Here is a 25,437-nt window from a genome sequence, read left to right as displayed (position 1 = left end):
ATGAATAATGAGAAAATAAGAGGCAAGGCATGGAAATTTGGAGACAATATCAGTACAGATTCTATAGCACCAGGTAGTTTAATTGGATTAAGATCAAATCCACCGGAATTTGCAAAGCACGTTTTAGAGACTGCTAGACCAGAGTTCTGCAAAAATGTGAAAAAGGACGACTTTATAGTTGCTGGCACAAATTTCGGATGCGGATCGAGTCGAGAAATCGCTCCAATCATCATCAAGATTGCTGGTGTCTCTGCTGTATTGGCAAAATCATTCGGACGAATTTTTTACAGAAATGCAGTGAACAACGGCATGTTGCTCATTGAGTGTGATACAGATCTGATCGACGAAGCGGATGAGTTGATATTGGATATAGAAAACAGAAAAATCCATAAGGCCAATGATGAAAATTTTGAAATCAACTTTGTGCTATCGGAACAAGAAATAAAAATAATTTCTGAGGGTGGATTGTTGGATTATATCGATAAATATCAATCTTTAGATTTTTAGTCAGGATTGATAATATGAGTGAGATAAGAAATTTAGCAAGATATGTGAACACTTTTAGTTTGGATCAAGTTGATGAAAAAACCGTTCAGAATGCAAAAAATTGTATAATAGATACTTTAGGTTGTACAATAGGAGCATCAAAATATAATGAGATTCCCAAAATAATTGAAGTGTTTAATGATATTTCAGGTGAATCCATTTACAATGCTTCTATTTTTGGACACAATCAAATGACTGGTGTAATGCGTGCTATCTTTTATAATGGTATTATGTCTCATGCGCTTGAACTTGATGATGTTCACACTGGATCTAAAGCACATGTGGGTGCAGTTGTGGTGATTACTGCATATGCACTGTCAGAGGCGTTTGATCTTTCTGGAAAAGATTTCCTTTCATCTGTAATTGTGGGTTATGATGTCATGTCACGGATAGGCATGGGCATGAATGTGGTGAGCCACAGAAAAAAAGGATTCCATGCCACGGGCATTATTGGAACTTTTGGAGCAAGTGCGGTTGCTTCCTATCTGTTGGGACTTGATGAAGATCAAACGGTATCTGCATTTGGAATGGCAGGAACACAATCTTCAGGGTTGTGGGCTTTTTTAGCAGAAGGTTCATCTTGTAAAAAACTGCATGTGGCAAGGGCAGCTGTAAATGGCGTTGAAGCTGCACTGCTTTCTAAATCAGGCATGACAGGACCTGAGGGAATACTAACAGCAACAGACGGTGGCCTCTACCGTGCTATGAGTGATGGCTTTGAAATGAGCAAGGTGGATGAGAATCTTGGGAAAGTCTATGAGATCAATCATATTGATAAAAAACCTTATCCATGCTGTAGAAGTATACATCATGCAATAGACGCAGCGCTTATCTTGGCGGAGAGCGATAAATTACATGAAGAAGACATTGAAAAGATAATTGTAGAAACATATGATGTGGCAGTTTTACAATGCGGTTTTGAAAATTATCCAGTAAATACAAATGAAGCAAAGTTTAGTATTGCCTACTGTGTGTCAGTTGCCATAATCAACGGTAGAGTCACTCAAACCGAGTTTAGTGATAAAGTACACCAAGATACTGCAACCAAAGCATTGTCAAGCAAAGTGTCGGTTGTTGAGAGTAAACTCTTTAGTGATCGATATCCTGAAAGATGGGGCTGTCGCATGACGGTTATTTTAAACAATGGTCGTGAACTTATTCAACAAATAGATGATATATCTGGCAGTGTTGCGAATCCGTTGAGTTTAAAACAACAAAAAGAGAAATTCTATGGACTTTTGGAGAACTTGTATCCAGAAAAGAAAATAGAAAATTTGTATGAAACTTTACTAAAAATTGATAAATTGGAGAAAATGCCAAAAATCTATTAATAATAGGGGGAACTATGATTTATAATTTTGATGAAGTCATTGACAGATATCACACGGAAAGTTCCAAATGGGATAATGTAGGTGTGAGAGTGGGCAATGGGGATGCACTACCTATGTGGGTTGCCGATACGGACTTCCCATGTGCTGTTCCGATTGTCGATGCAGTTAAGAAGAGAGCAGAACACCCGCTGTTTGGCTATTCATATGTTGTACCAGATTTTTTTAGAGTTACAAAGGCATGGGTAGCGCGTCGATACAATTGGGAAATTGAATCTGAATGGATTGTATATGCAACAGGAATTGTACCTGTTTTTAATACAATGATTCAAGCATTTACAGATTTAGGGGATGAGGTGATCATTCAAAGACCCGTGTATCATCCAATTGCACATGCCATTGAAGATAATAATCGAGTGATCAGTGATAATAAATTAATCTATCGAAATGGTCAATACAGCATTGATTTTGAAGATTTAGAAAAAAGAGCGTCTTCAGAAAAAGCAAAAATTATGATTATTTCAAGTCCTCATAACCCAGTAGGGCGAGTCTGGACGAAAGAGGAACTTACAAAAATAGCAGAGATTTGTTTAAAGCATCATGTCATTCTTATATCAGATGAAATTCATGGGGATCTCATCTTATTTGGAAATAAACATTATTCTGTGGCCGCGTTAGATGAGAAATATGCACAAATCACAGTCACATGTTATGCACCCTCAAAGACCTTTAATATCGCAGGGCTTAGAGCTTCTGGAATTGTTGTCCCCAACCCAGATATCCGAGACGGGCTACAAAAGCAGTTTGCTAGGAATAGAAGTATTCAACAAAATGTCTTTGCACTGCCAGCATATATAGCAGCTTATACAGAATGTGATGATTATCTGGAGCAACTTATACCTTATTTGGAAGATAATATTAGATTTTTGACTCAGTATATTCATACCAATATGCCTAAAATAAAAGTAGTTCCGCAAGAGGGTATGTTTTTGACTTGGCTTGACTGTACAGAAATGGGGATTGTCGGAGATGAACTTGCTGATTTCTTTATTCACGAAGCAGGTGTGGCAATTAATAGGGGGGATATGTTCAGCCCAGATGCTCACAATTTTGTGAGAATCAACATTGGCTGTCCAAGATCCACACTACAAAAGGGACTGGATTTAATACGACATACGTATTCTAAAAAGTTCGATTAAAAGTGTTATTGACTACTTGCAAATAGAGTAGTTTATAAAAAAAGTGAGGAGGAATAAAATGAGAAAAGGTTTAGTTTTGGTGGGGGTTTTAATTTTCCTGTTAACCACAGTGGGGTGTGCAAAAAAAGTAGAACCTGCAGCATCTGAAACACCAGCAGCATCTACAAAATCAGAAGTTCCAGTTGCACAAGAGGAAGTCAAAACATTAGCGTTTCCTGAAAAAGACATTACGCTTATTGTTCCGTTTGCAGCGGGTGGTGGCACAGACACAATGGCACGTATTTTTGCTAAAACAGCAGGTAAAAATTATTTAAATGGTCATCAGATTATTGTTGAAAACAAAGCTGGTGGCGGTGCGGTTATTGGCCAAAGTTATGTGGCAAATACTGCAGATCCCGATGGATATACGGTTATGATTTTTACAAGTTCAGCGATTAATAATACTTTATTGAAAGATGTGGACTACTCTTATGAAGATTTTAAACCTATTGTAGGTTGTAATCCAGATGCTGAAATTGTTGTTGTTCCTGTAGATTCTCCATACAATACTTTGGATGAGTTCGTTGCAGGCGCAAAAGAGAATGCCTTAAAAATCAGCACGCCTGGCCATTCATCTGGACACCATATCAGAGGGTTAAATATGGCAAGACTATTAGACTTGAAATTTAACTTCGTTCATAGTGACAGTGCTGCGATGCAGTTAACTCAAATTATGGGTGGACATGTGGATGCTGCATTTATGACCGTTGGCGAGACCGCTGGTCCAATATCAGATGGTCAAGTAAAAGCGCTTGGTATCATGGCTAAAGAGAGAAATGTTTTCATCCCAGAAGTTAAAACATTTTTAGAACAAGGCTATGAAGGCTGGATTGATGGTGCAAATAGAGGTATCGCATGTAGTGTTAATGTGCCAGATGATGTATACAATTATTTAGTAGAGGAATTCGGTAAAATCGCTAACTCAGAAGAGTTTGTCAAAGCGATGACTGATGGCGGTATGACAGCGGGCGCAATGACGCCAGCAGAATACCAAGACTATATTAATTTTACTGCTGAAGGTATAACTGCATTAAAGCCAATGTTACAACAAAAATAAATAGGTCATAAAGTGATGAATTGATGGATTTGCGTCAATTCATCACTTTAAAATTAGGAGAACTTATGAATAAAGATAAGAGGGTTACACTTTCAATGCCCATATTTTTTATCCTATTTGGGTTATGGCTCATATTTGCAAGCAGTTCAATGGCGAAAATTGAAGGTGCCTTCCCAAGGATGATTGGAATTTTCACACTGATAGTTGCCTTGTACCAACTCTATTCGGATTTAAGGGCCACTACGTATAAAAATAAATTTAAAGATGCCAATATTTTGAAAGTCGCTATGATCTTAATCGTGTTGATCGTATATACGGTTCTATTTGATAAAATTGGCTACATGATAGACACCTTTCTATTGTCGTTATTTACAATGATTACGCTTGGATACAAAAATAAGATGAAAGCAGCTATGTTATCTTTTTTGATAACAACAGGTGTATTTTTAATATTTAGTATTTTACTAAAGGTTCCATTGCCAACATTATTTTTAAATATTTAAAGGATTGAGGATTTTATGGAGAATTTAATAATTGGGTTACAACAGTTTGCTGATCCCATAGTTTTAGCAGCTTTAATTTTTGGAACATTTCTTGGGCTTACCGTGGGGGCTTTGCCTGGGCTCAATGATAGTATTACAATAGCAGTGCTAATTCCAATTACTTTTGGAATGAATCCACATGTGGCACTGGCTTTACTTGTTGGCATTTACTGTGCATCGTCATGCGGAGGGTCAATTCCAGCTGTTCTATTGGACATTCCTGGAACAGCATCATCCATGATCACTGCTTTAGATGGTCATCCGATGTCGTTAATGGGCAAGAGCAAACAAGCACTGAGCTTGTGTATGACAAGCTCTGTATTTGGAGGTATTTCAAGTTCACTAGTCTTATTGTTTTTTGCACCAATACTAGCTTCATACGCACTTAAATTTGGACCGCCAGAATATTTTATGTTGGCAATTTTAGGATTGAGTACAGTTATTGGAATGGCTGGTAAAAATGCAGCTAAGAATTTTTTAGCAATGTCCATAGGCTTGTGGCTTTCTTGTATCGGTATGAGTCCAACAACAGGTATTGCTAGATTTACATTTGGCAATAGCAATCTATTTGATGGTATCCCATTAATACCTAGAATGATTGGCCTCTTTGGGGTTCTATCGATTCTTAAAATGTATGATGCGCATAAGAAAAAAAGTCATATGAGTCAATCTGAAATAACGGAAACGGCAGCCAATGAGCCTGAACTGACAGAGATTAACTCTGAAGCAGAAGGGACATCTGCCTTCACTGATGAAGAAGATAAAATCGCTTTACCAAATCTTAAAATGACAAAGAGACTCTTACCTACATGGTTGAGATCAAGTTTTATTGGAAATATATTGGGCGTTATCCCAGGCGCTGGGATGACTATGGCAATCTTTGTCGCTTATGATCAGGCTCAAAAATCCAAGCCTGATTTGGAATTTGGGACAGGTGTTCCAGAGGGCATTGCCGCACCAGAATCGGCTAATAATGCAGTTGTTGCCAGCTCTATGGTGCCACTTTTATCTTTGGGAATTCCGGGCAATAGTACATCTGCTTTATTTCTTGGCGCTTTGACGATACAGGGCCTTCGAACAGGTCCAACACTATTTAAAGATTCACCAGATATAGCTTATCTTGTCATTGTCGGATTTTTGCTTGCAAACATTGTTATGTTGCCTATGAGCTTAGCATACTGTAAATATTTTGCTTCAAAAGTACTCAAACTCAATCCACATATTCTTGGGGCGGCAGTTTTAGTACTTTGTGTAACCGGTACATTTGCGTACGCAAATAATGTTTTTCATATCTATGCAATGACTTTTTTTGGACTCTTAGGTTATGTCATATGGAAATTTGATATTCCACAAGCACCTCTAATCTTGACCTCCATATTGGGAAGTATGATGGAAAGTAACTGGATTTCCACTCAAGCCTATGGTGGTGCTATTGCATTTATTGAAAGACCCGTAAGTAGAATACTGGTTATACTTGCTCTAATATTTGTTTTTTCACCAGTGATAAAATCTATTAAATCACGCTTTAAAGCTAAAGCGGCATAAAAAATGATAAAAGAGGATAAAAATGATACGGATTGATAATAAATCTCAGTATTTGATTAATGGAACCACATTCATTACGGATGATGAAGCGGCTGCTGGACGAATAAAAAAGATGACCGGGATGGATGTTGACAGATACTCTGCCCAACAGGGGACCATGGCTTACAGTATTTTGAGTGCACATAATAGAGGGGAAGATGAAGAAAAGCTCAATATTGTATTTGATTCGCTGACTTCACATGACCTTACATTTGTGGGTATCATACAAACCGCAAAAGCAAGTGGTCTTAAGGCATTTCCAATGCCGTATGTCTTGACAAATTGTCATAACTCATTGTGCGCTGTAGGCGGGACCATCAACTCTGATGATCAAAAGTACGGGTTGTCTGCAGCAAAAAAATATGGTGGTATTTATGTGCCAGCCAATATTTCTATTATTCATTCGTACAATAGAGAAATGATGACAAAATGTGGTAATATGATTCTTGGCTCTGACTCTCATACACGTTATGGTGCATTGGGAACAATGGGATTTGGTGAAGGCGGCGGAGAATTAGTGAAGCAGTTATTGAACAGAACTTATGATATAAAAATGCCTGAAGTTGTTGCAGTCCATATGACTGGAAAGCCCTCAGCAGGTGTAGGACCACATGATATAGCCTTACAATTAATTGGAAAGACCTTTGAAAGTGGTGTTGCAAAAAATAAAATCCTAGAATTTATAGGAGAGGGCATTCACAATTTAGATGTTGAATTTAGAAATAGTATTGATGTTATGACCACTGAAACATCATGTCTGTCATCCATTTGGATTACAGATGATAAAGTCAAGAAATATTATAGGGCTCATCATAGAGCGCATGATTTTAGTCGAATTGCACCTAAAGAAATTGCTTATTACAGTAACGTCATTCATGTTAATTTGGATGAGATAAAGCCTAGCATTGCATTGCCGTTTCATCCAAGTAATGTGTATACCATAGAAGAGGTAAATGCAGATCCTTATAAATACTTTAAAGCCATTGAGGATGAGTGTAAGAAATTGTATTCAGATACAGATGTTGAAATTAAAATAATGGATAAAATTGTAGATGGAAAAATTATGGTTGACCAAGGTATTATAGGAGGGTGTTCTGGGGGCGTTTATGACAATATCGTAGCGGCTGCAGATATACTGGAGTGCCATCCAATTGAGAATAAAAACTTTATGTTAAGCATTTACCCTGGGAGTCAGCCCACTAATTATGAGTTAACGCGAACGGGTGATATCTCAAAAATTATGCAATCTGGTGGCGTTATTCGGACCTCGTTTTGTGGACCTTGTTTTGGTGCAGGGGATACCCCGGCAAATAATGAATTTTCTATTAGACATAATACTAGAAATTTTCCTAATAGAGAAGGCTCCATACCAGCGGATCAACAAATTGCTTATGTTGCACTCATGGATGCAAAATCCATTGCAGCAACTGCTGCCAATGGCGGTATTTTAACAGCGGCAACAGATTTTGAAATTGAATATTCTCAAAGAGAGTACGTTTATAATGAGTCTATTTATAAGAATAAAGTTGTCGATTGTACTGGCAATCCAGATCCAAATACAGAACTCCTTTACGGACCTAATATCAAAGATTGGCCTCAGATGCCAGCATTAAAGGAAAATCTTTTGCTAAAAATTGTGAGTTATATTGAGGACAGTGTGACCACCACAGATGAGCTGATACCATCGGGAGAAACGGCATCTTTTAGATCAGATCCCTATAAGATTGCTGACTATACGCTCTTTAGACGCGATCCTGATTACGTTCCTAAAGCAAAGGCACTAAAGGATACTGAGGTTCCAGATGATGTTATGAACTCAATTAAGACACTATATGATGTCGAAGCGGATAATATCTCATATGGCAGTACAATATATGCTAAAAAGCCGGGAGATGGCTCTGCTAGAGAACATGCAGCTTCTTGTCAAAAAGTTTTAGGAGCATGGGCGAATCTAGCACATGAATATGCCACAAAGAGATATTGGTCAAATTTGATCAATTGGGGCATGATTCCCTTTATTATTCAAGATGAAAAACAAATTCAGCTAGATGATCATATTTTTATTCCCAATATTTTAGAGGTCATAGATAATAGCGAAGAAGATGTAACTGCGTATGTTTTACCAAGTAAAAAAGAAATAAAACTTAAAATTGGGTATTTGGATTCTGTTCAAAAATCTACTTTAAAAAGAGGCTGTTTAATTAATTATTATAATCAAACTCTATAATAGAGAATGATGTGCTTAATTCACAACCCCCAAAAAACTATTAACTTAAAGCCATAATTTAATGTTATAAAGGAGGCTTTAAATGATTGTTGTAAGTAAAAGTGAAGTACGAGAAATAATGACTATGTCTGAGGCGATTGTACTGATGAAAGAAACCCTTGCTGATTTAAATCAGGGCAAATCTGAAATGTCATTGAGGGCAACTAACCAGCTGAGAGATGGGAATTTTTATCTTTTGATGCCAGCTTATTTGGTTGAAAAAAAGTATTTTGGTGTAAAGCTGATTTCGATTTTCCCAACAAATCACAGTGTTGGTATGCCCTCACATCAGGGCGTTGTATTGCTGTTTGATGCCTCAAATGGAAAAGAACTGGCTGTTATTGACTGTGTTGAAATTACTGCGCTCAGAACAGCAGCGGTAAGTGCAGTTGCAACCGATCTATTATCTAGAAAGGATGCTAAAGTTTTAGGATTCCTAGGAGCAGGTGTGCAGGCGCGTAATCATATGGAAGCATTGATTCGTGTTAGAGAAATTGAAAAAGTACTGGTATGGGATATTAGCATTGAAGCTTCAGAAAAATTTGCTAAAGAAATGAAAGCAAAGCATGGTATCGATGTTGTGACTTGCAAGAATGCAGATGAAGTCGTAAATATGTCAGATATTATTACAACGGTTACATTGGCGAAGTCCCCAATATTAAATGGCAAATCTCTAAAACCTGGAACCCATATTAATGCCATTGGAGCCTCTGCAAGAGCATATCGAGAAATTGATAGCCTTGCTGTTTCTAAGTCGAAATTTTATGCAGATAAGGTTGAATCGTGTATGAGTGAAAGTAGTGATTTTTTGGAGCCTTTGGCCGAAGGCATTATCTCAAAAGAGCACTTATTTGCAGAAATTGGAGATGTGGTTTTAGGTAAAAAACTTGGACGTGAAAACGATGAGGAAATTACTCTCTTTAAAGGCATGGGTTTAGCGGTTGAAGATATTGCCACTGCAGCGTATATTTTTGAAAAAAAACGGAAATTGTCCCTATTATAAATGCAGATGGGATTTTATAAAATTGTCAAAATTGCATGTTAAATATCGAAAATTATCAGTATAAAGACATGGATCGTTTTTATAGGTTTTAAGTTAATAGCAGGGGTTGAAATTCTTTGAATCTCTGATTTAATGCTTTGGGGCATTATTATTGATCCACAAAAGGGGGAGGAAAATTAAGTATGAAAGTTGGATTCAAAATAAATAGTATCCGCACTAAATTACTCATCAGTATTATTCCACTTATAATGATCTCGTTTTTAGTTGTTTCCATAGTGGTATCTTTACAGGCAAAGCAGGTCGTCTCTCAAGAGATTGCGGATAAAATTCATACAGAAGTTGCACTTGCCACAAATCAGATAGAACTGCATTTAGGCCTACATAAATCTATTCCTATTATGTTAGCTCAAACTGTTGAATCTTTAGGCATTTCATCTAGCACTAAAGAACCTTTGATTGAACTTCTCAAAAACGCACCATTTAAGAATGAAGATACTTTTGGTACCGGTATTTACATGGCAGATGAATACGACAGCATGTGGTACTGTCCTTATGCTTACAAAAATGGCGACAAAATAGTATGTACGACAGATTACTTTGGTGATTATACGCAAAATGATTGGTATGTGATTGGTGACACAAAGGCGCCAATTGCATGGACAGAACCTTACTATAACGTCGTTTCAAATAAGACAATGATCACGGCAACAGCTCCAATTAGAAATGCATCCGGTAAAATGATTGGTGTAGCAACAGGAGATTTTGATATTGGCAATATACAAAAAATTGTTGGCGATATTAGTTTGGGAGAATCGTCAAAGGCCTTTGCCATGTTACTGACAAGTGATGGTAATTATATTTCAAATAAAAGTGAAGAAATGGCAAACATTGAAAAGGGCGCATTCCTAAATATTGCAAATGACGAAAATATTTCACTGGCTTCAATAGCGCCTAATATTATTGAAAATAAAAAAGGTGTGGCTTATTACGCGTCAAGCGATGGTGAAAATACACTCTATTTTGACAGCATTGATGAAACGGGCTGGATTGTTTGTATTTCAATTCCCAATAGCGAGATTTATCAACCTGTAAAAGATATTGTACTCAAAATTATATGGATTACATTAGGTGCTGTTATTTTGGCTATTATCTTGGTGGTAGTGTTAGCTAAGCGCATGACGAATCCTATTTTTGGACTTCAAAATGCAGTGTCTGAAATAGCCGAAGGCAATTTAACACATATTTATGAAACGAAAGGTTCTGACGAAATTGGCAGTATGGGTCGTTTAATTGAAGATATGCGACAAAATTTGAATGGCATGATCAAACAAATGACGATAATTTCTAGAAATGTTGCTTCTTCTTCATCAGAATTGAATTCAAGTGCTGAGCAAAATGGTGCTGCATCAGAACAAATTGCAGAATCTGTTCAAAAAATATCTGAGAGTACAGAAACCATAAGGAAAGTATCATCAGTAGTTTTCACATCTTCCAATAGTGTCACTGAAATGCTTAAATCTATGAATGATAGTATTAAGGAGATCAACCTATTGTTGGATGCGGTGACTATAAAGGTACACAAAGGAAACGATGTTGTCCAAAATGCTGTAACGAGTATGAATGAAACTGAAGATAGTCTTAAAAAATCAATGGTATCGATGCAACAGTTGTCAGATCAATCCAAAAAAATTAACGATATTATTGAAGCCATTAAACAGATTGCAAGTCAAACCAATCTCTTGGCACTTAACGCATCTATTGAAGCGGCAAGAGCAGGTGAAGCAGGGCGAGGTTTTGCGGTAGTTGCTGATGAAATCAGAAAACTTGCAGAAGAATCCAATATTTCTGCAGAGCGTATTAGTAAGATCGTTGGTGCTATACAAAGTTCCGTCGAGAGTACGGTGGATAGTTCCTTGGAGAATAGTAAGTCTGTCGTTCAAACGAGCCAAACGGTTCAAACCGCAGGTCAATTTTTTAATGAAATTGCCACGAGTATAGAGGCAGTAGTCTCTCAAATGGTTCAAGTTACAGAATTTATGACTACAGTGCAAGACAGTTCAGATCAAATGCTAGAGTCTGTGAATCATTTAGATGATTTGACAACAAAAACGGCTGGGGAAGCTCAAACAATTGCTGCAGCGGCAGAAGAACAGTCGGCATCAACGCTAGAAATGAGTACTTCATCTGAAGGCCTTACGACTATGGCATCTGATTTACACCACAGTATCCAGAAGTTTAAAATATAAGTATTTTACCGGCTAGTAATATCCTCCATATGAAGAGCCTATTGAGTCTGGAGAAATATTGGGGGCATCATTGCGCGTGAATATGAGATTCCCTGTGCGAGTGGCTTTATGGGCATCATGGCTATCATTAAAGATGGTGATCTTTTAGAGGTTGATGGAAAGTAAAGCATAATAGAGATGATGCACTTTGCATTTAAATACACCTACTGCAAAGAAAGCTTTTAAAAACTTTGGTATAATTCTAGCAGGAGGTGAGGTTATGGATTGGCAAAAGCAAATGAATCAAGCGATGGACTATATAGAAAATAATTTATCAAGTAAAATTGACTATAATTCAGTTGCCCAACTGGTGAATACCTCTGAATGGGAGTTTCGTCGTGTTTTTTCCTTTCTTGCTCAAATGTCATTATCTGAGTATATTAGGAACCGGCGATTAACGGTGGCTGTACTTGATATTCAAAATGGCGAAAAACTGATAGACATCGCTGGGCGTTACGGGTATGAGTCTCAAGCTGCATTTTCAAGAGCTTTTAGTAAATGGCACGGGGTAGCGCCTTCTTTGGCTCGAGACAAGGGGGTAACACTTAATGCCTGTCCTCGACTAACCTTTAAATTAGTATTAATGGAGGGCATTACAGTGGAAAAAGCTTCTGGTCAAAGAACAAATATTATAGGTGCAGGCGATGTAAATTATGCGATTTCAATTGATATGAATCAAAAAATGGTTCATAAGACGAATGAACAATTCTGGAACTACAAGGGCAATGACGTTTTAGGATCAATGGCGTTACCTTTATATGGTGCATTCATCTCAGAAGAAAAGTGTCAGCTTTTGGGTGATCTAGCAGGAAAAAAGGTTTTGGAGATAGGCTGTGGCACTGGACGGTCATTGCAGTATATTGGTGAACAAAAAGCTTCTGAACTTTGGGGCATAGATATTTCGGTAGAACAACTTAAAAAAGCAAAACAATATTTGGCAACCTGCCATTTATCAGCACATTTGATTTGTTCTCCGATGGAAGAGACATGTGGATTACCAACAGATTATTTTGATAGGGTTTACTCTGTGTATGGTATGGGTTGGACGACTGACCTTGTTGGTACCTTTCGTCTTATAGCGACGTATCTCAAAAGCGATGGCATATTCATCTTCAGTTGGTCTCATCCGATACACAAATGCGTTGCGGTTGAAGGTGAAATGCTCAATTTTAAGAAAAATTATTTTGATGAGTCTTGGTATTCGGTATCCAAAGATGGAGGTATGCTTTCGTTATCAGATCGAAAGTTATCGACTTATGTGAATGCACTGGCTCAAGCTGGATTTGTAATTGAGGAGATGATTGAGGCATCAGATGAGGACCTACTTGAATTAAAAGATAGCCAGTTCGCTCAAAAAGCAAAAATGTTGCCTGTTACTTTTGTGATCAAGGCAAGGAAACGATAAAAACTTAGAGAAAATCCTGAAAATTCGAGACAACTGATCACTAAAAGCGTTAAATACCATTTTCATCATGGTATTTAACGCTTCCTTTTTTGTTCATAACCTGGTCACTTATACTCGGCTATGGCAAAAGAAATGGATACAGCGTTACCAACCTCGGAAATGTGGAAAATCTAAATATTGAAGAAGCAGTGTTTATCCCACCAGCCTCTCCTGCAAACAAAAAAACAATGGGCGTATTGTCAGTCAATCGACGTATGAAAAAATGTACTGTTTGCTATGAAAAACGGACATAAACACAAAGCGACAGAAGCCTATCCGTTGTACGACTGCATGATTAGTTCCACCCAGCCAGTGCCACATGAGCGCAGTAATGGAAAAGTATTTTTAAGCCATCATTGATATAATGAAGTCAAATATTAAGTAAATGTGGAGGCGGATGATGAAGTGGGTTGAAATTGGCAGTGTATCTCATGGTAGTGTAAAGAGCGAAATAATTGTAAATCTATATGACGGTTATGGTAAAGCCTTAAACAAGCTAGACCTTTTTTCACATTGCATATTATTTGCCCTTATGAAAGATAAAGTGGCAGTAACTGTGGCACAAATTATAAAGATGGATGAATCTAAAGCACAACTCATTCTTAAAATGCAAAAAAATGAAATTTTTTTAGGGCAGCTTGTGGATATTAAACCCTATTTTCCCGTTGAAGAAGTGATCCTTGAAGCCAAAGAGCCTAGAAACAGATTTTACCTAAACTATTCAGAAGACAGCATTGGAGAGTATGTGGTACAGGGCAGGCGAACGTTTATCCAGCTTGGTAAGAACGTGCTTAATGAAGTCGAAAATGGCTTTAAGTCAAGTGATGACTATGACATTAAATCTAATACCAGTCCTATACAGCTGATTGAAAAGGGTGACTATCTTCGAGTATTGTGGTGGTTTCATCGATTTGAAAAGGATTCTTTTAGAAAGAACAGGATGTGTAAACCACCGTATAACAATGCGCCAAGAACAGGTGTCTTTGCATCGAGGTCGCCTGTTAGACCAAATCCAATTGGGTCAACGCTTGTACTTGTAGAACAGGTGGATTATCAAAGTGGGACTATTGATGTTTTAGGATTTGATGGTTTTCCGGGGACAAAGATACTCCAAGTGATGTTTTATCAACCCTCAGTGGATAAAATAGAAAATGCAGTAATGCCAAAATGGGTATCACACTGGACTGCGTATAGAAGCTTTGAAAGAGCAAAAGCGCTGAACAGTGAGCCAAAAGAAAAAGTACATGTCTTAGCAATAGATTTTGATGACAGTGACCTTTGTGAGGCGCTTGAAGTAGAAAAGAACATCGAAAATGAACAGGATCTCAATAACATCAATATACACAATGCTCATATTCACAATTTAAAAAACCTATCGGTGTCAATTCCTAAAAACAGTATTAATTTGATTACGGGCGTCAGCGGCAGTGGTAAATCCAGCTTGGCTTTTGATACTATTTATGCCGAAAGCCAAAGACAATTTATGGATTTGATCTTATCCAATCAGATGTTAGGAGATACTTTTACGGAAAGTTATGTGGACAAGATCACGGGTCTGCAACCTGCAATTGCCATTAAGCAACAAACGTTAGGCGCTAATCCGAGGTCCACAGTGGGCACAGTGACAAGGACAGCAGATATTTTAAAGCTCATATTTGCAACCATTGGTGAACGGGTATGCCCAATCTGTCATCAGATTGTGGATGAGCAGAATGTTTGTAGCAATTGTGGTCATATCTTATTTGATCGCACGCCACAGGTGTTTAGTTATAATCATCCCGATTATATGTGCCCTGTTTGTAAGGGGTTGGGGGTAGAAATGCGCATAGATACTGAAAAAATTGTTGAACATCCAGAAAGATCATTATTGGATGGCGCAGTTCCGTTTTATGGCGATTTGAGAAAACATCGCAAGAAGCCCAACGCAAACTGGATGCGCGGAGAAATACTGGCCTTGGCAGATGATTTGAAAGTGGATTTGGAGTTGCCGTTTGCGGCATTGCCAGAGGCGTTTAAGCAACAATTTTTTTATGGGACTGATGGGCGAGAAGTGAGTCTAAAATATGAGAATTCAAAGGGCAGAAGTGGTGTTATTACCAGACCTGCGGAAGGTGCAGTGCCTCTCCTTGAAAGGTTAAGCCACGGTACAAATTCATCCAAAGTGATCGATCAAGTGCAAAAATATATGTCTAAAAAGACGTGTAGCAGTTGTGGTGGAGAGCGCCTCAGAGCAGAGGGCAGATTGATTCATATAAGGGGACAGCGCTATGTTGAGGTTGTGAATTTAAGCATCGTAAAACTGCGCATGTGGTGTCACAGGACTTTTAGTCAATTGACTCAGGCAGAACAGGAAAAGACAAAGATGCTCTTTATCAAGTTAAATCAAAGATTAAAGCGCATTATCGATGTGGGATTAGGTTATATAGCTCTTGACAGAAGCATTCCAAGCTTGTCTGGCGGAGAAGCTCAGCGCCTTAAATTGGCAACACAGTTTGGCACGGGACTTACCAATATTCTCTACATTATGGATGAACCTTCAAAGGGCTTACATCCTAAAGACTATCGTTTTTTGATGGATGCCATAGTGGATTTGAAAAATCAGGGGCATACCGTTGTTTTGGTGGAACATAAAAAGAGTTTTCTCTCAATTGCAGATAGACATCTTAAGATGGGACCTAAAGCGGGGAGATACGGTGGCGAGATAATTGCCGTAGAAAATCGACTAGAGATACTTGAAAACGTTAATAATGATTCTGATTTAGATGCGATTGAAATTGTGGAAGATCTAATGGAGGTTAGAAATGAAGCGTTTCATGATGACGTCATGTATAAGCGTCACGAGCCCTTTATTCACATGAAAAAAGTCAGTACCAATAATCTGAAAAATATAGATGTCAAGATACCTGTTGGCAAAATAACAGCGGTTATTGGTGTAAGTGGTTCAGGGAAAAGCAGTCTCATATCTAAGACTCTGTATCCCTATTTGGTGAGGCAACTTGGAAAAAACATTGAAGAGCTGGGCACTTTGGAAACGGTGATTGGATTAGAGTGTTTCGAAGATGTCTGCTATGTCAATCAGAAACCCATAGGCAGTAATTCAAGATCCAATCCTGGCACATACACAGGTGTGTTTGATTTGATCAGGGGATGCTATGCCGATACTCAAGAGGCTAAAAGCAAGCAACTGTCGAAAGCACATTTTAGTTTTAATAGTGCCAAAGGTCAATGTCCGAATTGCAATGGCCTTGGTGAAGTGACTGTAGACATGCACTACATGGATGATCTTTATGTCCCTTGCAATAAATGTCATGGCAAGAGGTATTCAGAAGAAGTTTTAAAAGTTAAAAGAAAAAATTTGTCCATAGGTGATATTCTGGATATTGAGATTCATGATTTGCTAGAGGTTTTTGAGGGCGAAGAAGAAATCGTCGAACAGCTCTCTATGTTGGATCAAGTGGGATTGGGGTATCTTAAGCTAGGGCAAAGCGCCTCCATGCTATCAGGCGGCGAAGCCCAAAGAATTAAGCTTGCCAAAGAACTCTACAGAAAGAACTGTGATCATATCCTTTATATACTAGACGAGCCTACAACAGGACTCAATGATGAAGATATTGAAAAAGTAATTCGTGTCTTAATGCATCTAAAGGCTAAAGGGGCGACGATCATCGTCATTGAACATAATTACAAGATGATCACCTCATGTGATTACATTATTGAGCTGGGGCCAAAAGGAGGCGATCAAGGAGGGCAGCTTATGAGATCAGGGTATAGAAAGCAATAACGTCTAGGCATGTTATTGAAATCCAGAATTGATAAAAACATTTCCCTTGTGTTATGATGAATTAAAGCATTCAATTAAAGTATTTAATTAAAGCATTCAGGAGATGTGTTTATGGCTATAAACAGGGATCATCCCTATGTTGAACAAATTAATAATGTGCAAGATTATATTGAAACCCATCTGGATATGCCTCTGACAATAAAAGAGCTCGCTCAAATCGCCAATTTTAGTGAATATCATTTTCAAAGGATATTTGCTTTTGTAACAGGTGAAAATTTGTATGCTTTTATTAAGCGCTTAAGATTGGAAAAAGCAACCTATATGCTTTTGGCAGATAAAAAGCGATCCGTTATTGATATTGCCATGAGTGTAGGATTTTCAAGTCAAGCTTCATTTGCCAAAGCATTTAAAGCCAAATACGGGATGAGCGGCAGTAACTATCGCAAAACAATAGGTGTGTTGAGAGATAAGCGTTTTGTTGGGGAGCAGCTAGATCAAACCAATATGAGTATTGAACCGGAAAAAATTGATATAAGAAGAGAGCAAGCAATCCAGCTGATTTATACGCGATATACAGGGCCGTATAAAGGTGATGGCCAACTTTTCTCTGAATTATTTACCAAATTGTATCAATGGGCTGATGAAAGACATTTAATATCAGAAAATACAAGATGGTTTGTAATTTATCATGATTTTGGAAACGAAACAGATGAGAGTTTTTTAAGGCTCAGCGTATGCATGTCTATTGAAGGCAATGTCGCAGTCAGTGGCGATATTGGCACTCTAACACTTTCAGAAGGCCTCTATGGTGTGGGTAGTTTTAGAGTAGATCAAAGCGAGTACAATAAGGCATGGTATTATATGTATGCCAAATGGCTTCCAAACAGCGGCTATAGACCTGATGACAGATTTTCGCTGGAACACTATCCCCCTGTGGCAATACAAGATGATAAGCGATTGGTGGAAATTTATATTCCCATTGAATGAGCGTTAGATAGAGTTTTAGATAAAGAGGACACTGCAATTTGGCGGTGTCCTTTCTATTTAAAGTCATTAAAATGCATTAGATTCTAAGTCGATTTGGTCACAGTTTCTTCCTGTTCGAGACTTTTGATTCTAGAGTTGATACGCTCAATGAGCTTTGAGGGATACCGTACATATTCTAAGACCTTAATGGCATTTCTTGAATTTGCCGTCCCCGGATGTATTTTAAAATCAAAGGACAATGAGTGACTGGTTATATTTTCGGTGAAGTAGTAGCATTCGTATGCTTTGAGTTCTGGAATGATGTTCAAATCATGCGTTGTAACGATTACTTTGGCGTTCCCTTGGCTTAAAGTGTTGAGTATTTCCACCGATGCAGCATATCTTTCAATCGGATTCGTGCCTTTAAAGATCTCATCGATCAACATTAAGGTGGCATCACCTTTTTCATGGTATTCAATCATCCTCTTAATCGCCTCTGCTTCCATTAGGAAGTAGCTCTTTGACTCAAGTAGGGCGTCATTAAGACTCATTGATGTCACCACACGGTAAAAGGTGGACTCATACTTTTCAGATAAACTGGTGCAGATACTTTGTGCCAAAATAGCATTTATGCCTATGGTTCTCAAAAAAGTTGATTTGCCACTCATATTTGACCCTGTTATGGCAATATCTTGAGCTATTTTTATAGAATTGGGGACTGCGTTTTCAATTAAAGGGTGATAGCCTTCTGTCATATGAATGGCCTTAAATTGAGTGCCCAGATGGGGTTCGCAATAATGTTTAAGTGTCTTTCGGTAAGCGACAATACTCATAGCGGCATCTATTTTACCGATCAGATCGTAGAGCTCAATAATGACAGATCTCAAATTCTGAATTTTTCCAACAACGATGAAATAATTGATTTCTTTTAGCAAAAAGGTTATATTGATGTAATCGGCGAGGACATCTACGCCTTCTAACCTAAAGAGGATAAATTCTTTTTTTGAAATGGATTTGAGCTGAGTGGTCAAATTATGTATCTCACAAAATAAATCTGGATCGATGGATTTGACAGATGCTAAACTCGCTTCAGAATATTTGGTAAGCCTTATGGCGTATTGTAGAACTTCCAATTGGATGCCATACTTTTCTTTAAACTTGTAGTGTAAAAATATCTGAATGGGAAAGAGGGCAACTAAAAGGCCTGTAATCACAGAGATGCCACTCATAAAAGCATTGACAATTAGGCCTAAGCTGGCCAATGATAAAAATGTGTATATCGTGAGTAATTTCAAATTAGACACAAAATCAAACTGCATAGTTCGCTTTAGATCATGTTTGCAATAAGCAAGTTTTTCCAGAGATTCTCTCACATCTGAGATTTCAGCAGGATGTTGCTCAAAGGTTTGTATGTATTTTTGGCGATTCTCATACTCAATTTCATGATCAAGAGGATTGCGCAGCCAGGTATAGAGCAATTCTTCGCCAGCAGAACAACTCGTATAATTGATGTGCTTAAATACAGCATTCATATTCAAGTCGTTCCAAGTAAGTGTATCCACAGTCGTGCTGGTGTTTATTGCATAAGAACTCACTTTTTTCAAATATTCAAAATCCAGTTTTCGTTCTTTTCGAGCGATTACTTTCTTGCGGCATATATATTGCCATACGGCGGATATTTTATCAAACATAAGGATCTCCTAATGCATTCGTTTACAATAAGTGACATAAGTCTTCTATATTCTATATGGAAAAAGCTGAGAAAGCAAGACATCCATTCAATAACATCAAAAGAATGTTCAACGAGTCTTTAAATTTATTAAGAATAACAGTATACTGAGATATAGGCCGAAAATGGGAGGAACATTCAAATGAACATTAGATTAGAAGAGCTAAAGGATGCATTTGAAGTAGAAAATTTAACCCGAGAAGCATTTTGAAATTCAGAGTATCAGATTTACTATGCTGACTTGCCGCGCACTGAGGAAGCGCCTTTTTTTATGATTAAGGAATTAGCAGAAGGCTATCTTAGGGGTGTCAGTGGTAAACTTATAGAACCAGATGCTTATAGTGTCTCTGATGAAGAGGTTGAGGATTTTGATTTAAAATTTCCATATAAAGTTAGGGTGTCAAAATCCAGTTTCGCACGAACCCTCTACCCTATGCTGTATCGCGTACTTGTCGTAAACGACATCATAGGGTAGAGGGTTGCTCAACGATTGGATTTTGACACTCTAACCATATAAAGTTAAAGAAAAATGCCCTGGACAGCTTGTTTGATTTTAAATTATTTTTAAATTATATTCTAACGTAATATCTTTCAAAAAAATAAAAAGTTATAGGAGCCTAGTGTGAAGTATTTAACAAGTGAATGGTATGAGTTATGTCAGAAAACCTCACTCCATTTTGGTATGAGAGTACATAAAGGGGCAATTCATAAAGCTGAAGCTGTCTATCAACGCCTTAGAAAGAGAAAAGAAAAGGTATTTATAGAAGATCAACGTGAATGGGATCTTCTTCGTTCTTTGCGGGAGCAGGCACCAGATGGCCATATCCATGAATCTATCGACAAATATAAAAAAGCGTTTAGTGAGTTTCAGGAAATAATGTATACCAAAAAATATGAACAATTGCCTGCGACGATTCAATCACAAATCGCCGATCCTAGAATGTTTGCACTGGGATATTGTACGAAAGAGGTCAAACGACAACTCAAGCGTTTGAGCCTTGAAAACGATAGGAGAACACGGGCTATTTTAGAGGAATTTTTTAGAGTTCAGAAAGAAGAAAACATTCCAGAGGATATGATCACGAATATTGGTTTTCATGATTGTGAAGTGGCAAGTTGTCAATTTGCTCAGGATATAGCAATTCAAATGGAAGCAAGTAGTGGCTATACAGATTATAATAGAGTGATTTTCCATGAAGCCAAAGTCATCAAACAAGAAGAATCTCTGGTGGGAAGTACTTGGCTCTACAATGAATTATATCGCAATCAAGAGGGATATGAAGTTCATGTGCTCTTTTTGGGCCCAAATGGGTATAAAACACATGAATTTACACTGAGCTGCAAGGACATAACTTTCCATATCGTTTAGTCTTAAAATCGGATATAATTTATGAATACGGTATAAACAGAATACAAATTGGGGAACTGTTAGAGTTTTAAAATCAACATGAAAAGACATAATATGACCAAGTTAACAGGCCATGTATGCTATTTGGGAGAGAAATATGGAGATTGTAAAAGTTTTTGGGAACACTTATTGCATAGATACGGGGATGACGTATATACCTTTCTACAAGTTGAATGCAAGGGAAATTGTCTTGCTGGATTCAGGCTATGGTATTGGTGAAAGAGAGGGGATAAATGCCCTCATTGATGACAATGGCTATCACGTGTATGGGATTATAAATTCACATGCCCATATAGATCATGTGGGCAACAATATGTTTTTTAAGGAAAAGGATAAAGCTATAATCGCTATGACCAGGCTTGAAGCTGCTTTGTGCAGCTCAGAGGAGAGTGTTAAGGCTTATTTTGGCGGCCATACTCTAAAATCTGTAAGAGGTCATTTTGAAACCATGATCACTGAAACGGATATATTAATTGACCCTGAAGATGAATGCATAGAAATGGGTGGCGCCATTTTTAAAATCATCCCAACACCGGGACATAGTCCCGCACATATCAGCATCATTACGCCGGACGATGTTGTATATGTAGGCGATACGCTTATCAGTTATGAGGTTATGCAGGGGGCTAAAATGCCCTATGCTTTTATACTCAGTGTGGACTTTATGAGTAAGAAAAAACTCGCCAAGCTCAATTGTGAACACTTTATTGTTGCACATAAAGGCATTTATTCAAACATAGAAAATCTTGTGAATGACAATATTGCTTTCTATAAGCAGAGAGCTCAGAGAGTATACGATGTGGTCCACAAGCCAATGACACTTGAAGAAATTTTACGTGCGGTCATACGTGAATTTAATATTAATGTCAGAAGCATCCATAAGCAACGTGTCATTAATCGAATGATGTGTTCTTTCGTGGATTATCTCATAGAGATCGAACAGCTTAAAGCAGAAATAGATAATGGCTTTATAAAATATCATCAGACAGAAAGAGCGTCCTCAGAGTGAGTGCAGTTATTTTATATGCGATATTTTTATGTGCACTAATAGAGTGAGTATATTGATTTTTAAAAAGACATATGTTAATATAAATTGCAGTATAAATTTTGCCGAAGTGGCGGAATGGCAGACGCGTTAGTTTCAGGGACTAGTGAGTGAAAACTCGTACAGGTTCGAGTCCTGCCTTCGGCACCAAAACAGATAGTCCAAAGTATTCGCAATGGGTAAATCCTATGGGCAAATGCTTTGGACTTATTTTATAGTGAGTCTGTGGATTCAGTATATATGTGATTGGATCTTGATACTCCAATTATAACTTGATGAAAAATTGTATAAACAATAATTTGGGGGGAAATACATGAGCATTTTTCTTTTTATTTTAGTTCATAATATTGCACCGATTTTTATATTGGTGGGGCTTGGTTTTACGATTAGCAAAAAATTTAATCTGGATATTTATACTTTAAGTAAATTAAATTTTTATTTATTTATGCCCGCTTTTATCTTTGTAAATCTTTTTACGACAAAGCTTGAGCCAACCATGTTAAAAATTCTTTTATTTTGCATGGTCTATTTGATTATAAATGATTTGATTTCGAGAGTTGTATCGAAATTAAGGCATTTTGATACAGGAATGGCCAATGCTTTTAAGAACTCAATCCAGTTTAATAATACAGGCAATATAGGGCTTTCGCTGGTAACGCTTGTCTTTAGTACGGGTCCCTATTTTATAAATGGCGAAACCCCCTACCTTGTTGAAGCTCAGACAGCCTTAATAATCGTAATGGTATTTACCAACATCAGTACGAATACTTTGGGCTTTTATAATGCAGGAAGAGCCACGATGAAATTCAAGGATTCGATAATAAAAATTTTTTCAATGCCTTCTATTTATGCGATTCCAGCAGCACTGATTTTAAAACAGATGCATGTGAATGTGGCATCTTGGTTTGTTTGGCCTGCACTCAGCTTTCTTAAGGATGGCCTTGTGGCAATGGCGTTGATTACACTCGGTGTGCAACTTTCAAAAACAAAATTTGATTTTACAGATCTTAATGTGCCTATTTCAGTGTTCACAAGACTGATTATAGGTCCAATTTTGGCAATTTTATTGATCCCCTTATTTGGATTTGAAGGTGTTGTTGCACAAACCGTATTCATCGCACAATCGGTGCCAACTGCAGTAAATACGGCTCTTATTGCAGTTGAGTTTAAAAGTAATGAAGATTTTGCAACTCAGGCAGTGGTGATGTCTACAATTTTCAGTGCGTTTACGCTGACTTTTGCGATTTTTATTTCAAGAATTCTATATCCAGTCTTTTAGGATTTGAAGCGTAGTTGTCAATTTGGAAATTAATAACTCATGTTGCAGACATGAAGCTTTTTATATGTAGGGCATATTTTTATACGTAGGGCATAATAATATACATGAAAAACAGAAAATATGTATTGACAAAAAAATAACAAGTTTGGTACAATTGATTTGATCACCGAATTAATGGAGAGTATTCTTAATTGATTTGAGAAACAGATTATGACCTTACGGAAAAGAAATTTCTGATTCGAGAGGGAGTAGACTATATGGTGCTGAGCTATTTGTATGAGTGGAATGAAGATTTTTTGTTCCTATCGATGGTTTGGATGGAATTAAGGTTTTAATACTTGATTTAATATATAATCTTCCCTTTTGCGGAAGATTTTTTTGTGCTTAAAATGACGAAAGAGGAGGTAACCGTGAAAAACTATAGAGGCGTTGTCTTGCCTTTATTGCTTATTTTAATTTGGGGCATTGGGTCGCAATATGGACTTTTCAATAGCTTTATTGTCCCCAGCCCTTTGCGGGTTTTAAGTACCGGTTGGAACTTAATCGCAAAAGGCATTTTACTTAAACATCTCAGTGTAAGTTTGTGGCGTGTTTTTGCAGGTTTTGCTATTGCATTTTTTTTAGCTTTTCCTCTAGCAGTAATGGTAGGCCTGAGCAAAAAAATACATGCGTATTTAGTGCCTTCTCTAGAGTTCATTAGACATATCCCACCCATTGCAATGATTCCCTTATTGATCCTTTGGTTCGGTATTGGAGAAACGTCAAAATTATCGGTGATTGTACTGGCAACCTTTTTTCCAATCTTTATGAATACTTTCAGCGGTATTGTAAATAGCAATGTCGATCTAGAGGAAGTTGGCGTCAATTTTGGTTTTACACGGGCAGAAATTTTCTTGAAGATTACGTTGCCACAAGCGATGCCCTCAGTTTTTACAGGCATTCAATTAGGACTTGGGTACAGTTGGAGAGCATTAATGGGCGCAGAGCTTATTGCAGCATCATCAGGGCTGGGTTATATGATTATTGAAGCAGAAACACTCTCTCGGATTGATATTATTTTTGTCGGTGTCATGGTTATAGGTATATTAGGCTATGCCATAGACTGGTTTTTTTTTAAAATTGCAGCTTACTTTTTCAGATGGGAGGGGAAATCAAATGGCAGGGATACAACTCCACAATTTATCAAAAATATTTAAGCTCAAAGAAGAGGATGTTGTTGCATTAAATAAGATCAACCTAAACATTAAAGATGAAAGCTTTGTGACCATAGTTGGAAAGAGTGGCTGTGGGAAGACAACTTTACTGAGAATTTTATCAAGTCTTGAATCAAAATCAGAGGGGGAAATTGTATTTACTCAGGGAAACACAGTAATTACCTCACCTAAAATTGCAATTGTATTTCAAGAACCGAGATTGATGCCATGGCTAACGATAAGAGATAATATGAAATTGTCGCTCATTAAAATTAAGAATAGGCATGAAGTCAATAGGAGAGTGGATCACTATTTAGAATTATTGGATTTGTGGCGATTCCAAGATGCCTATCCAAATCAAATCTCTGGTGGTATGGCGCAGAGAGTTGCCCTTGGAAGAACCTTGTGTTATGAGCCAGATATTATATTGATGGATGAGCCCCTAGGGGCATTGGATATCTATAACAGAAAAATATTGCAAGACGAAATTATTAAAATATTTGAAAACTGTAAAAAGACGATTGTGTTTGTAACTCATGATGTGGACGAAGCACTCTATATGGGACAACAGGTGGTTGTGATGAACAATGGAAATCTTGTGAATCATATGCGTATTTCTGAATCACATAGTAAGGATATGAACAGTCACGAGATGAAGGCGTTAAAGAGAGCGTTGACCCATTCAATTATGGATTCGAGGATTATTAGAAATGATTTCAGCGCATAAGAAGAGGAGGCATATA

Annotated in this window: 20 protein-coding genes and 1 tRNA gene; 20 read left to right on the top strand and 1 reads right to left on the bottom strand. The window is 37.5% G+C overall.

All coding sequences use genetic code 11. The features are described 5' to 3' along the window. The 13 genes from ISU02_RS03260 to ISU02_RS03200 all read left to right on the top strand — a co-directional run bounded on the left by ISU02_RS03260 (position 1) and on the right by ISU02_RS03200 (position 18,061). Positions 1–507, top strand: coding sequence for a LeuD/DmdB family oxidoreductase small subunit (locus ISU02_RS03260; RefSeq protein WP_194700361.1), 507 nt, complete (start codon positions 1–3; stop codon positions 505–507). Positions 508–521: 14 nt separating this feature from the next. Beyond that, entirely contained in the window at positions 522–1,877 is a 1,356-nt protein-coding gene (locus ISU02_RS03255) for an MmgE/PrpD family protein (RefSeq protein WP_194700360.1), read from the top strand. Between the two features lie 14 nt (positions 1,878–1,891). Next, positions 1,892–3,073, top strand: coding sequence for a MalY/PatB family protein (locus tag ISU02_RS03250; RefSeq protein ID WP_194700359.1), 1,182 nt, complete (start codon positions 1,892–1,894; stop codon positions 3,071–3,073). A 58-nt stretch (positions 3,074–3,131) separates the two neighbouring features. Beyond that, positions 3,132–4,169, top strand: a complete 1,038-nt coding sequence (locus tag ISU02_RS03245; RefSeq protein ID WP_194700358.1) for a tripartite tricarboxylate transporter substrate binding protein — start codon at positions 3,132–3,134, stop codon at positions 4,167–4,169. A gap of 65 nt (positions 4,170–4,234) precedes the next feature. Next, positions 4,235–4,672: a tripartite tricarboxylate transporter TctB family protein gene (locus ISU02_RS03240; RefSeq protein ID WP_194700357.1), complete on the top strand. Its 438-nt coding sequence runs from the start codon at positions 4,235–4,237 to the stop codon at positions 4,670–4,672. Between the two features lie 15 nt (positions 4,673–4,687). Then, a complete protein-coding gene (locus ISU02_RS03235; RefSeq protein ID WP_194700356.1) occupies positions 4,688–6,256 on the top strand; it encodes a tripartite tricarboxylate transporter permease in 1,569 nt (522 codons plus the stop codon). A gap of 22 nt (positions 6,257–6,278) precedes the next feature. After that, positions 6,279–8,522: a hydratase gene (locus ISU02_RS03230; protein WP_194700355.1), complete on the top strand. Its 2,244-nt coding sequence runs from the start codon at positions 6,279–6,281 to the stop codon at positions 8,520–8,522. 82 nt (positions 8,523–8,604) lie between these two features. Beyond that, positions 8,605–9,564 (top strand): ornithine cyclodeaminase family protein, encoded by a 960-nt coding sequence (locus tag ISU02_RS03225; protein ID WP_194700354.1) that lies wholly within the window; start codon positions 8,605–8,607, stop codon positions 9,562–9,564. 182 nt (positions 9,565–9,746) lie between these two features. Further along, a complete protein-coding gene (locus ISU02_RS03220; protein ID WP_194700353.1) occupies positions 9,747–11,810 on the top strand; it encodes a methyl-accepting chemotaxis protein in 2,064 nt (687 codons plus the stop codon). Positions 11,811–11,867: 57 nt separating this feature from the next. Beyond that, a complete protein-coding gene (locus ISU02_RS24435) occupies positions 11,868–11,975 on the top strand; it encodes a PEP-utilizing enzyme (protein WP_194700714.1) in 108 nt (35 codons plus the stop codon). Positions 11,976–12,069: 94 nt separating this feature from the next. Then, a complete protein-coding gene (locus tag ISU02_RS03210) occupies positions 12,070–13,254 on the top strand; it encodes a helix-turn-helix domain-containing protein (RefSeq protein WP_194700352.1) in 1,185 nt (394 codons plus the stop codon). 439 nt (positions 13,255–13,693) lie between these two features. Continuing rightward, positions 13,694–17,074 carry a TrmO family methyltransferase domain-containing protein gene (locus ISU02_RS03205; protein ID WP_194700351.1) on the top strand — a complete coding sequence of 1,127 codons (3,381 nt, stop codon included), beginning with the start codon at positions 13,694–13,696 and terminating at the stop codon, positions 17,072–17,074. Between the two features lie 111 nt (positions 17,075–17,185). Further along, complete coding sequence (locus ISU02_RS03200; RefSeq protein WP_194700350.1) at positions 17,186–18,061, top strand: AraC family transcriptional regulator; 876 nt, start codon at positions 17,186–17,188, stop codon at positions 18,059–18,061. 83 nt (positions 18,062–18,144) lie between these two features. Here ISU02_RS03200 and ISU02_RS03195 read toward each other — a convergent pair whose 3' ends face one another. Next, the gene (locus ISU02_RS03195; protein WP_194700349.1) at positions 18,145–19,731 is read right to left on the bottom strand and encodes a MutS-related protein; all 1,587 of its coding nucleotides are present in this window, start codon (positions 19,729–19,731) and stop codon (positions 18,145–18,147) included. A 309-nt stretch (positions 19,732–20,040) separates the two neighbouring features. On the opposite strand from ISU02_RS03195, the gene ISU02_RS03190 reads away from it, so the two are divergent. From ISU02_RS03190 to ISU02_RS03160, 7 genes are all read left to right on the top strand, one after another. Continuing rightward, complete coding sequence (locus tag ISU02_RS03190) at positions 20,041–20,244, top strand: hypothetical protein (protein ID WP_194700348.1); 204 nt, start codon at positions 20,041–20,043, stop codon at positions 20,242–20,244. A gap of 147 nt (positions 20,245–20,391) precedes the next feature. After that, positions 20,392–21,138 (top strand): DUF4085 family protein, encoded by a 747-nt coding sequence (locus ISU02_RS03185; protein ID WP_194700347.1) that lies wholly within the window; start codon positions 20,392–20,394, stop codon positions 21,136–21,138. A 136-nt stretch (positions 21,139–21,274) separates the two neighbouring features. After that, the gene (locus ISU02_RS03180) at positions 21,275–22,186 is read left to right on the top strand and encodes an MBL fold metallo-hydrolase (RefSeq protein ID WP_194700346.1); all 912 of its coding nucleotides are present in this window, start codon (positions 21,275–21,277) and stop codon (positions 22,184–22,186) included. A 100-nt stretch (positions 22,187–22,286) separates the two neighbouring features. Beyond that, positions 22,287–22,372, top strand: a tRNA-Leu gene (locus ISU02_RS03175). Between the two features lie 163 nt (positions 22,373–22,535). Beyond that, positions 22,536–23,501 carry an AEC family transporter gene (locus tag ISU02_RS03170; protein ID WP_194700345.1) on the top strand — a complete coding sequence of 322 codons (966 nt, stop codon included), beginning with the start codon at positions 22,536–22,538 and terminating at the stop codon, positions 23,499–23,501. Between the two features lie 410 nt (positions 23,502–23,911). Continuing rightward, on the top strand, positions 23,912–24,697 hold the full coding sequence (locus ISU02_RS03165; protein WP_194700344.1) for an ABC transporter permease: 786 nt from the start codon (positions 23,912–23,914) through the stop codon (positions 24,695–24,697). Next, the gene (locus ISU02_RS03160; RefSeq protein ID WP_194700343.1) at positions 24,657–25,421 is read left to right on the top strand and encodes an ABC transporter ATP-binding protein; all 765 of its coding nucleotides are present in this window, start codon (positions 24,657–24,659) and stop codon (positions 25,419–25,421) included. Before ISU02_RS03165 ends, ISU02_RS03160 begins: the two co-directional genes overlap by 41 nt. Positions 25,422–25,437: the final 16 nt, after the last annotated feature.

This window comes from Fusibacter ferrireducens, from assembly GCF_015352425.1.
In the GTDB taxonomy this organism is placed as follows: Bacteria; Bacillota; Clostridia; order Peptostreptococcales; family Acidaminobacteraceae; genus Fusibacter_A; species Fusibacter_A ferrireducens.
The sequence above is the reverse complement of the archived record's forward strand: the minus strand, read 5'-3'. Positions and strand labels throughout refer to the sequence as shown.

What these genes read in the sequence shown, in the direction of transcription:
- ISU02_RS03200 (WP_194700350.1), top strand. Translation starts at nt 17,186, where the DNA reads ATGGCTATAAACAGGGATCATCCCTATGTTGAACAAATTAATAATGTG.
- ISU02_RS03245 (WP_194700358.1), top strand. Translation starts at nt 3,132, where the DNA reads ATGAGAAAAGGTTTAGTTTTGGTGGGGGTTTTAATTTTCCTGTTAACC.
- ISU02_RS03225 (WP_194700354.1), top strand. Translation starts at nt 8,605, where the DNA reads ATGATTGTTGTAAGTAAAAGTGAAGTACGAGAAATAATGACTATGTCT.
- ISU02_RS03170 (WP_194700345.1), top strand. Translation starts at nt 22,536, where the DNA reads ATGAGCATTTTTCTTTTTATTTTAGTTCATAATATTGCACCGATTTTT.
- ISU02_RS03255 (WP_194700360.1), top strand. Translation starts at nt 522, where the DNA reads ATGAGTGAGATAAGAAATTTAGCAAGATATGTGAACACTTTTAGTTTG.
- ISU02_RS03190 (WP_194700348.1), top strand. Translation starts at nt 20,041, where the DNA reads ATGATTAAGGAATTAGCAGAAGGCTATCTTAGGGGTGTCAGTGGTAAA.
- ISU02_RS03210 (WP_194700352.1), top strand. Translation starts at nt 12,070, where the DNA reads ATGGATTGGCAAAAGCAAATGAATCAAGCGATGGACTATATAGAAAAT.
- ISU02_RS03230 (WP_194700355.1), top strand. Translation starts at nt 6,279, where the DNA reads ATGATACGGATTGATAATAAATCTCAGTATTTGATTAATGGAACCACA.
- ISU02_RS03180 (WP_194700346.1), top strand. Translation starts at nt 21,275, where the DNA reads ATGGAGATTGTAAAAGTTTTTGGGAACACTTATTGCATAGATACGGGG.
- ISU02_RS03240 (WP_194700357.1), top strand. Translation starts at nt 4,235, where the DNA reads ATGAATAAAGATAAGAGGGTTACACTTTCAATGCCCATATTTTTTATC.
- ISU02_RS03260 (WP_194700361.1), top strand. Translation starts at nt 1, where the DNA reads ATGAATAATGAGAAAATAAGAGGCAAGGCATGGAAATTTGGAGACAAT.
- ISU02_RS03160 (WP_194700343.1), top strand. Translation starts at nt 24,657, where the DNA reads ATGGCAGGGATACAACTCCACAATTTATCAAAAATATTTAAGCTCAAA.
- ISU02_RS03250 (WP_194700359.1), top strand. Translation starts at nt 1,892, where the DNA reads ATGATTTATAATTTTGATGAAGTCATTGACAGATATCACACGGAAAGT.
- ISU02_RS03195 (WP_194700349.1), bottom strand. Translation starts at nt 19,731, where the DNA reads ATGTTTGATAAAATATCCGCCGTATGGCAATATATATGCCGCAAGAAA.
- ISU02_RS03235 (WP_194700356.1), top strand. Translation starts at nt 4,688, where the DNA reads ATGGAGAATTTAATAATTGGGTTACAACAGTTTGCTGATCCCATAGTT.
- ISU02_RS03220 (WP_194700353.1), top strand. Translation starts at nt 9,747, where the DNA reads ATGAAAGTTGGATTCAAAATAAATAGTATCCGCACTAAATTACTCATC.
- ISU02_RS03205 (WP_194700351.1), top strand. Translation starts at nt 13,694, where the DNA reads ATGAAGTGGGTTGAAATTGGCAGTGTATCTCATGGTAGTGTAAAGAGC.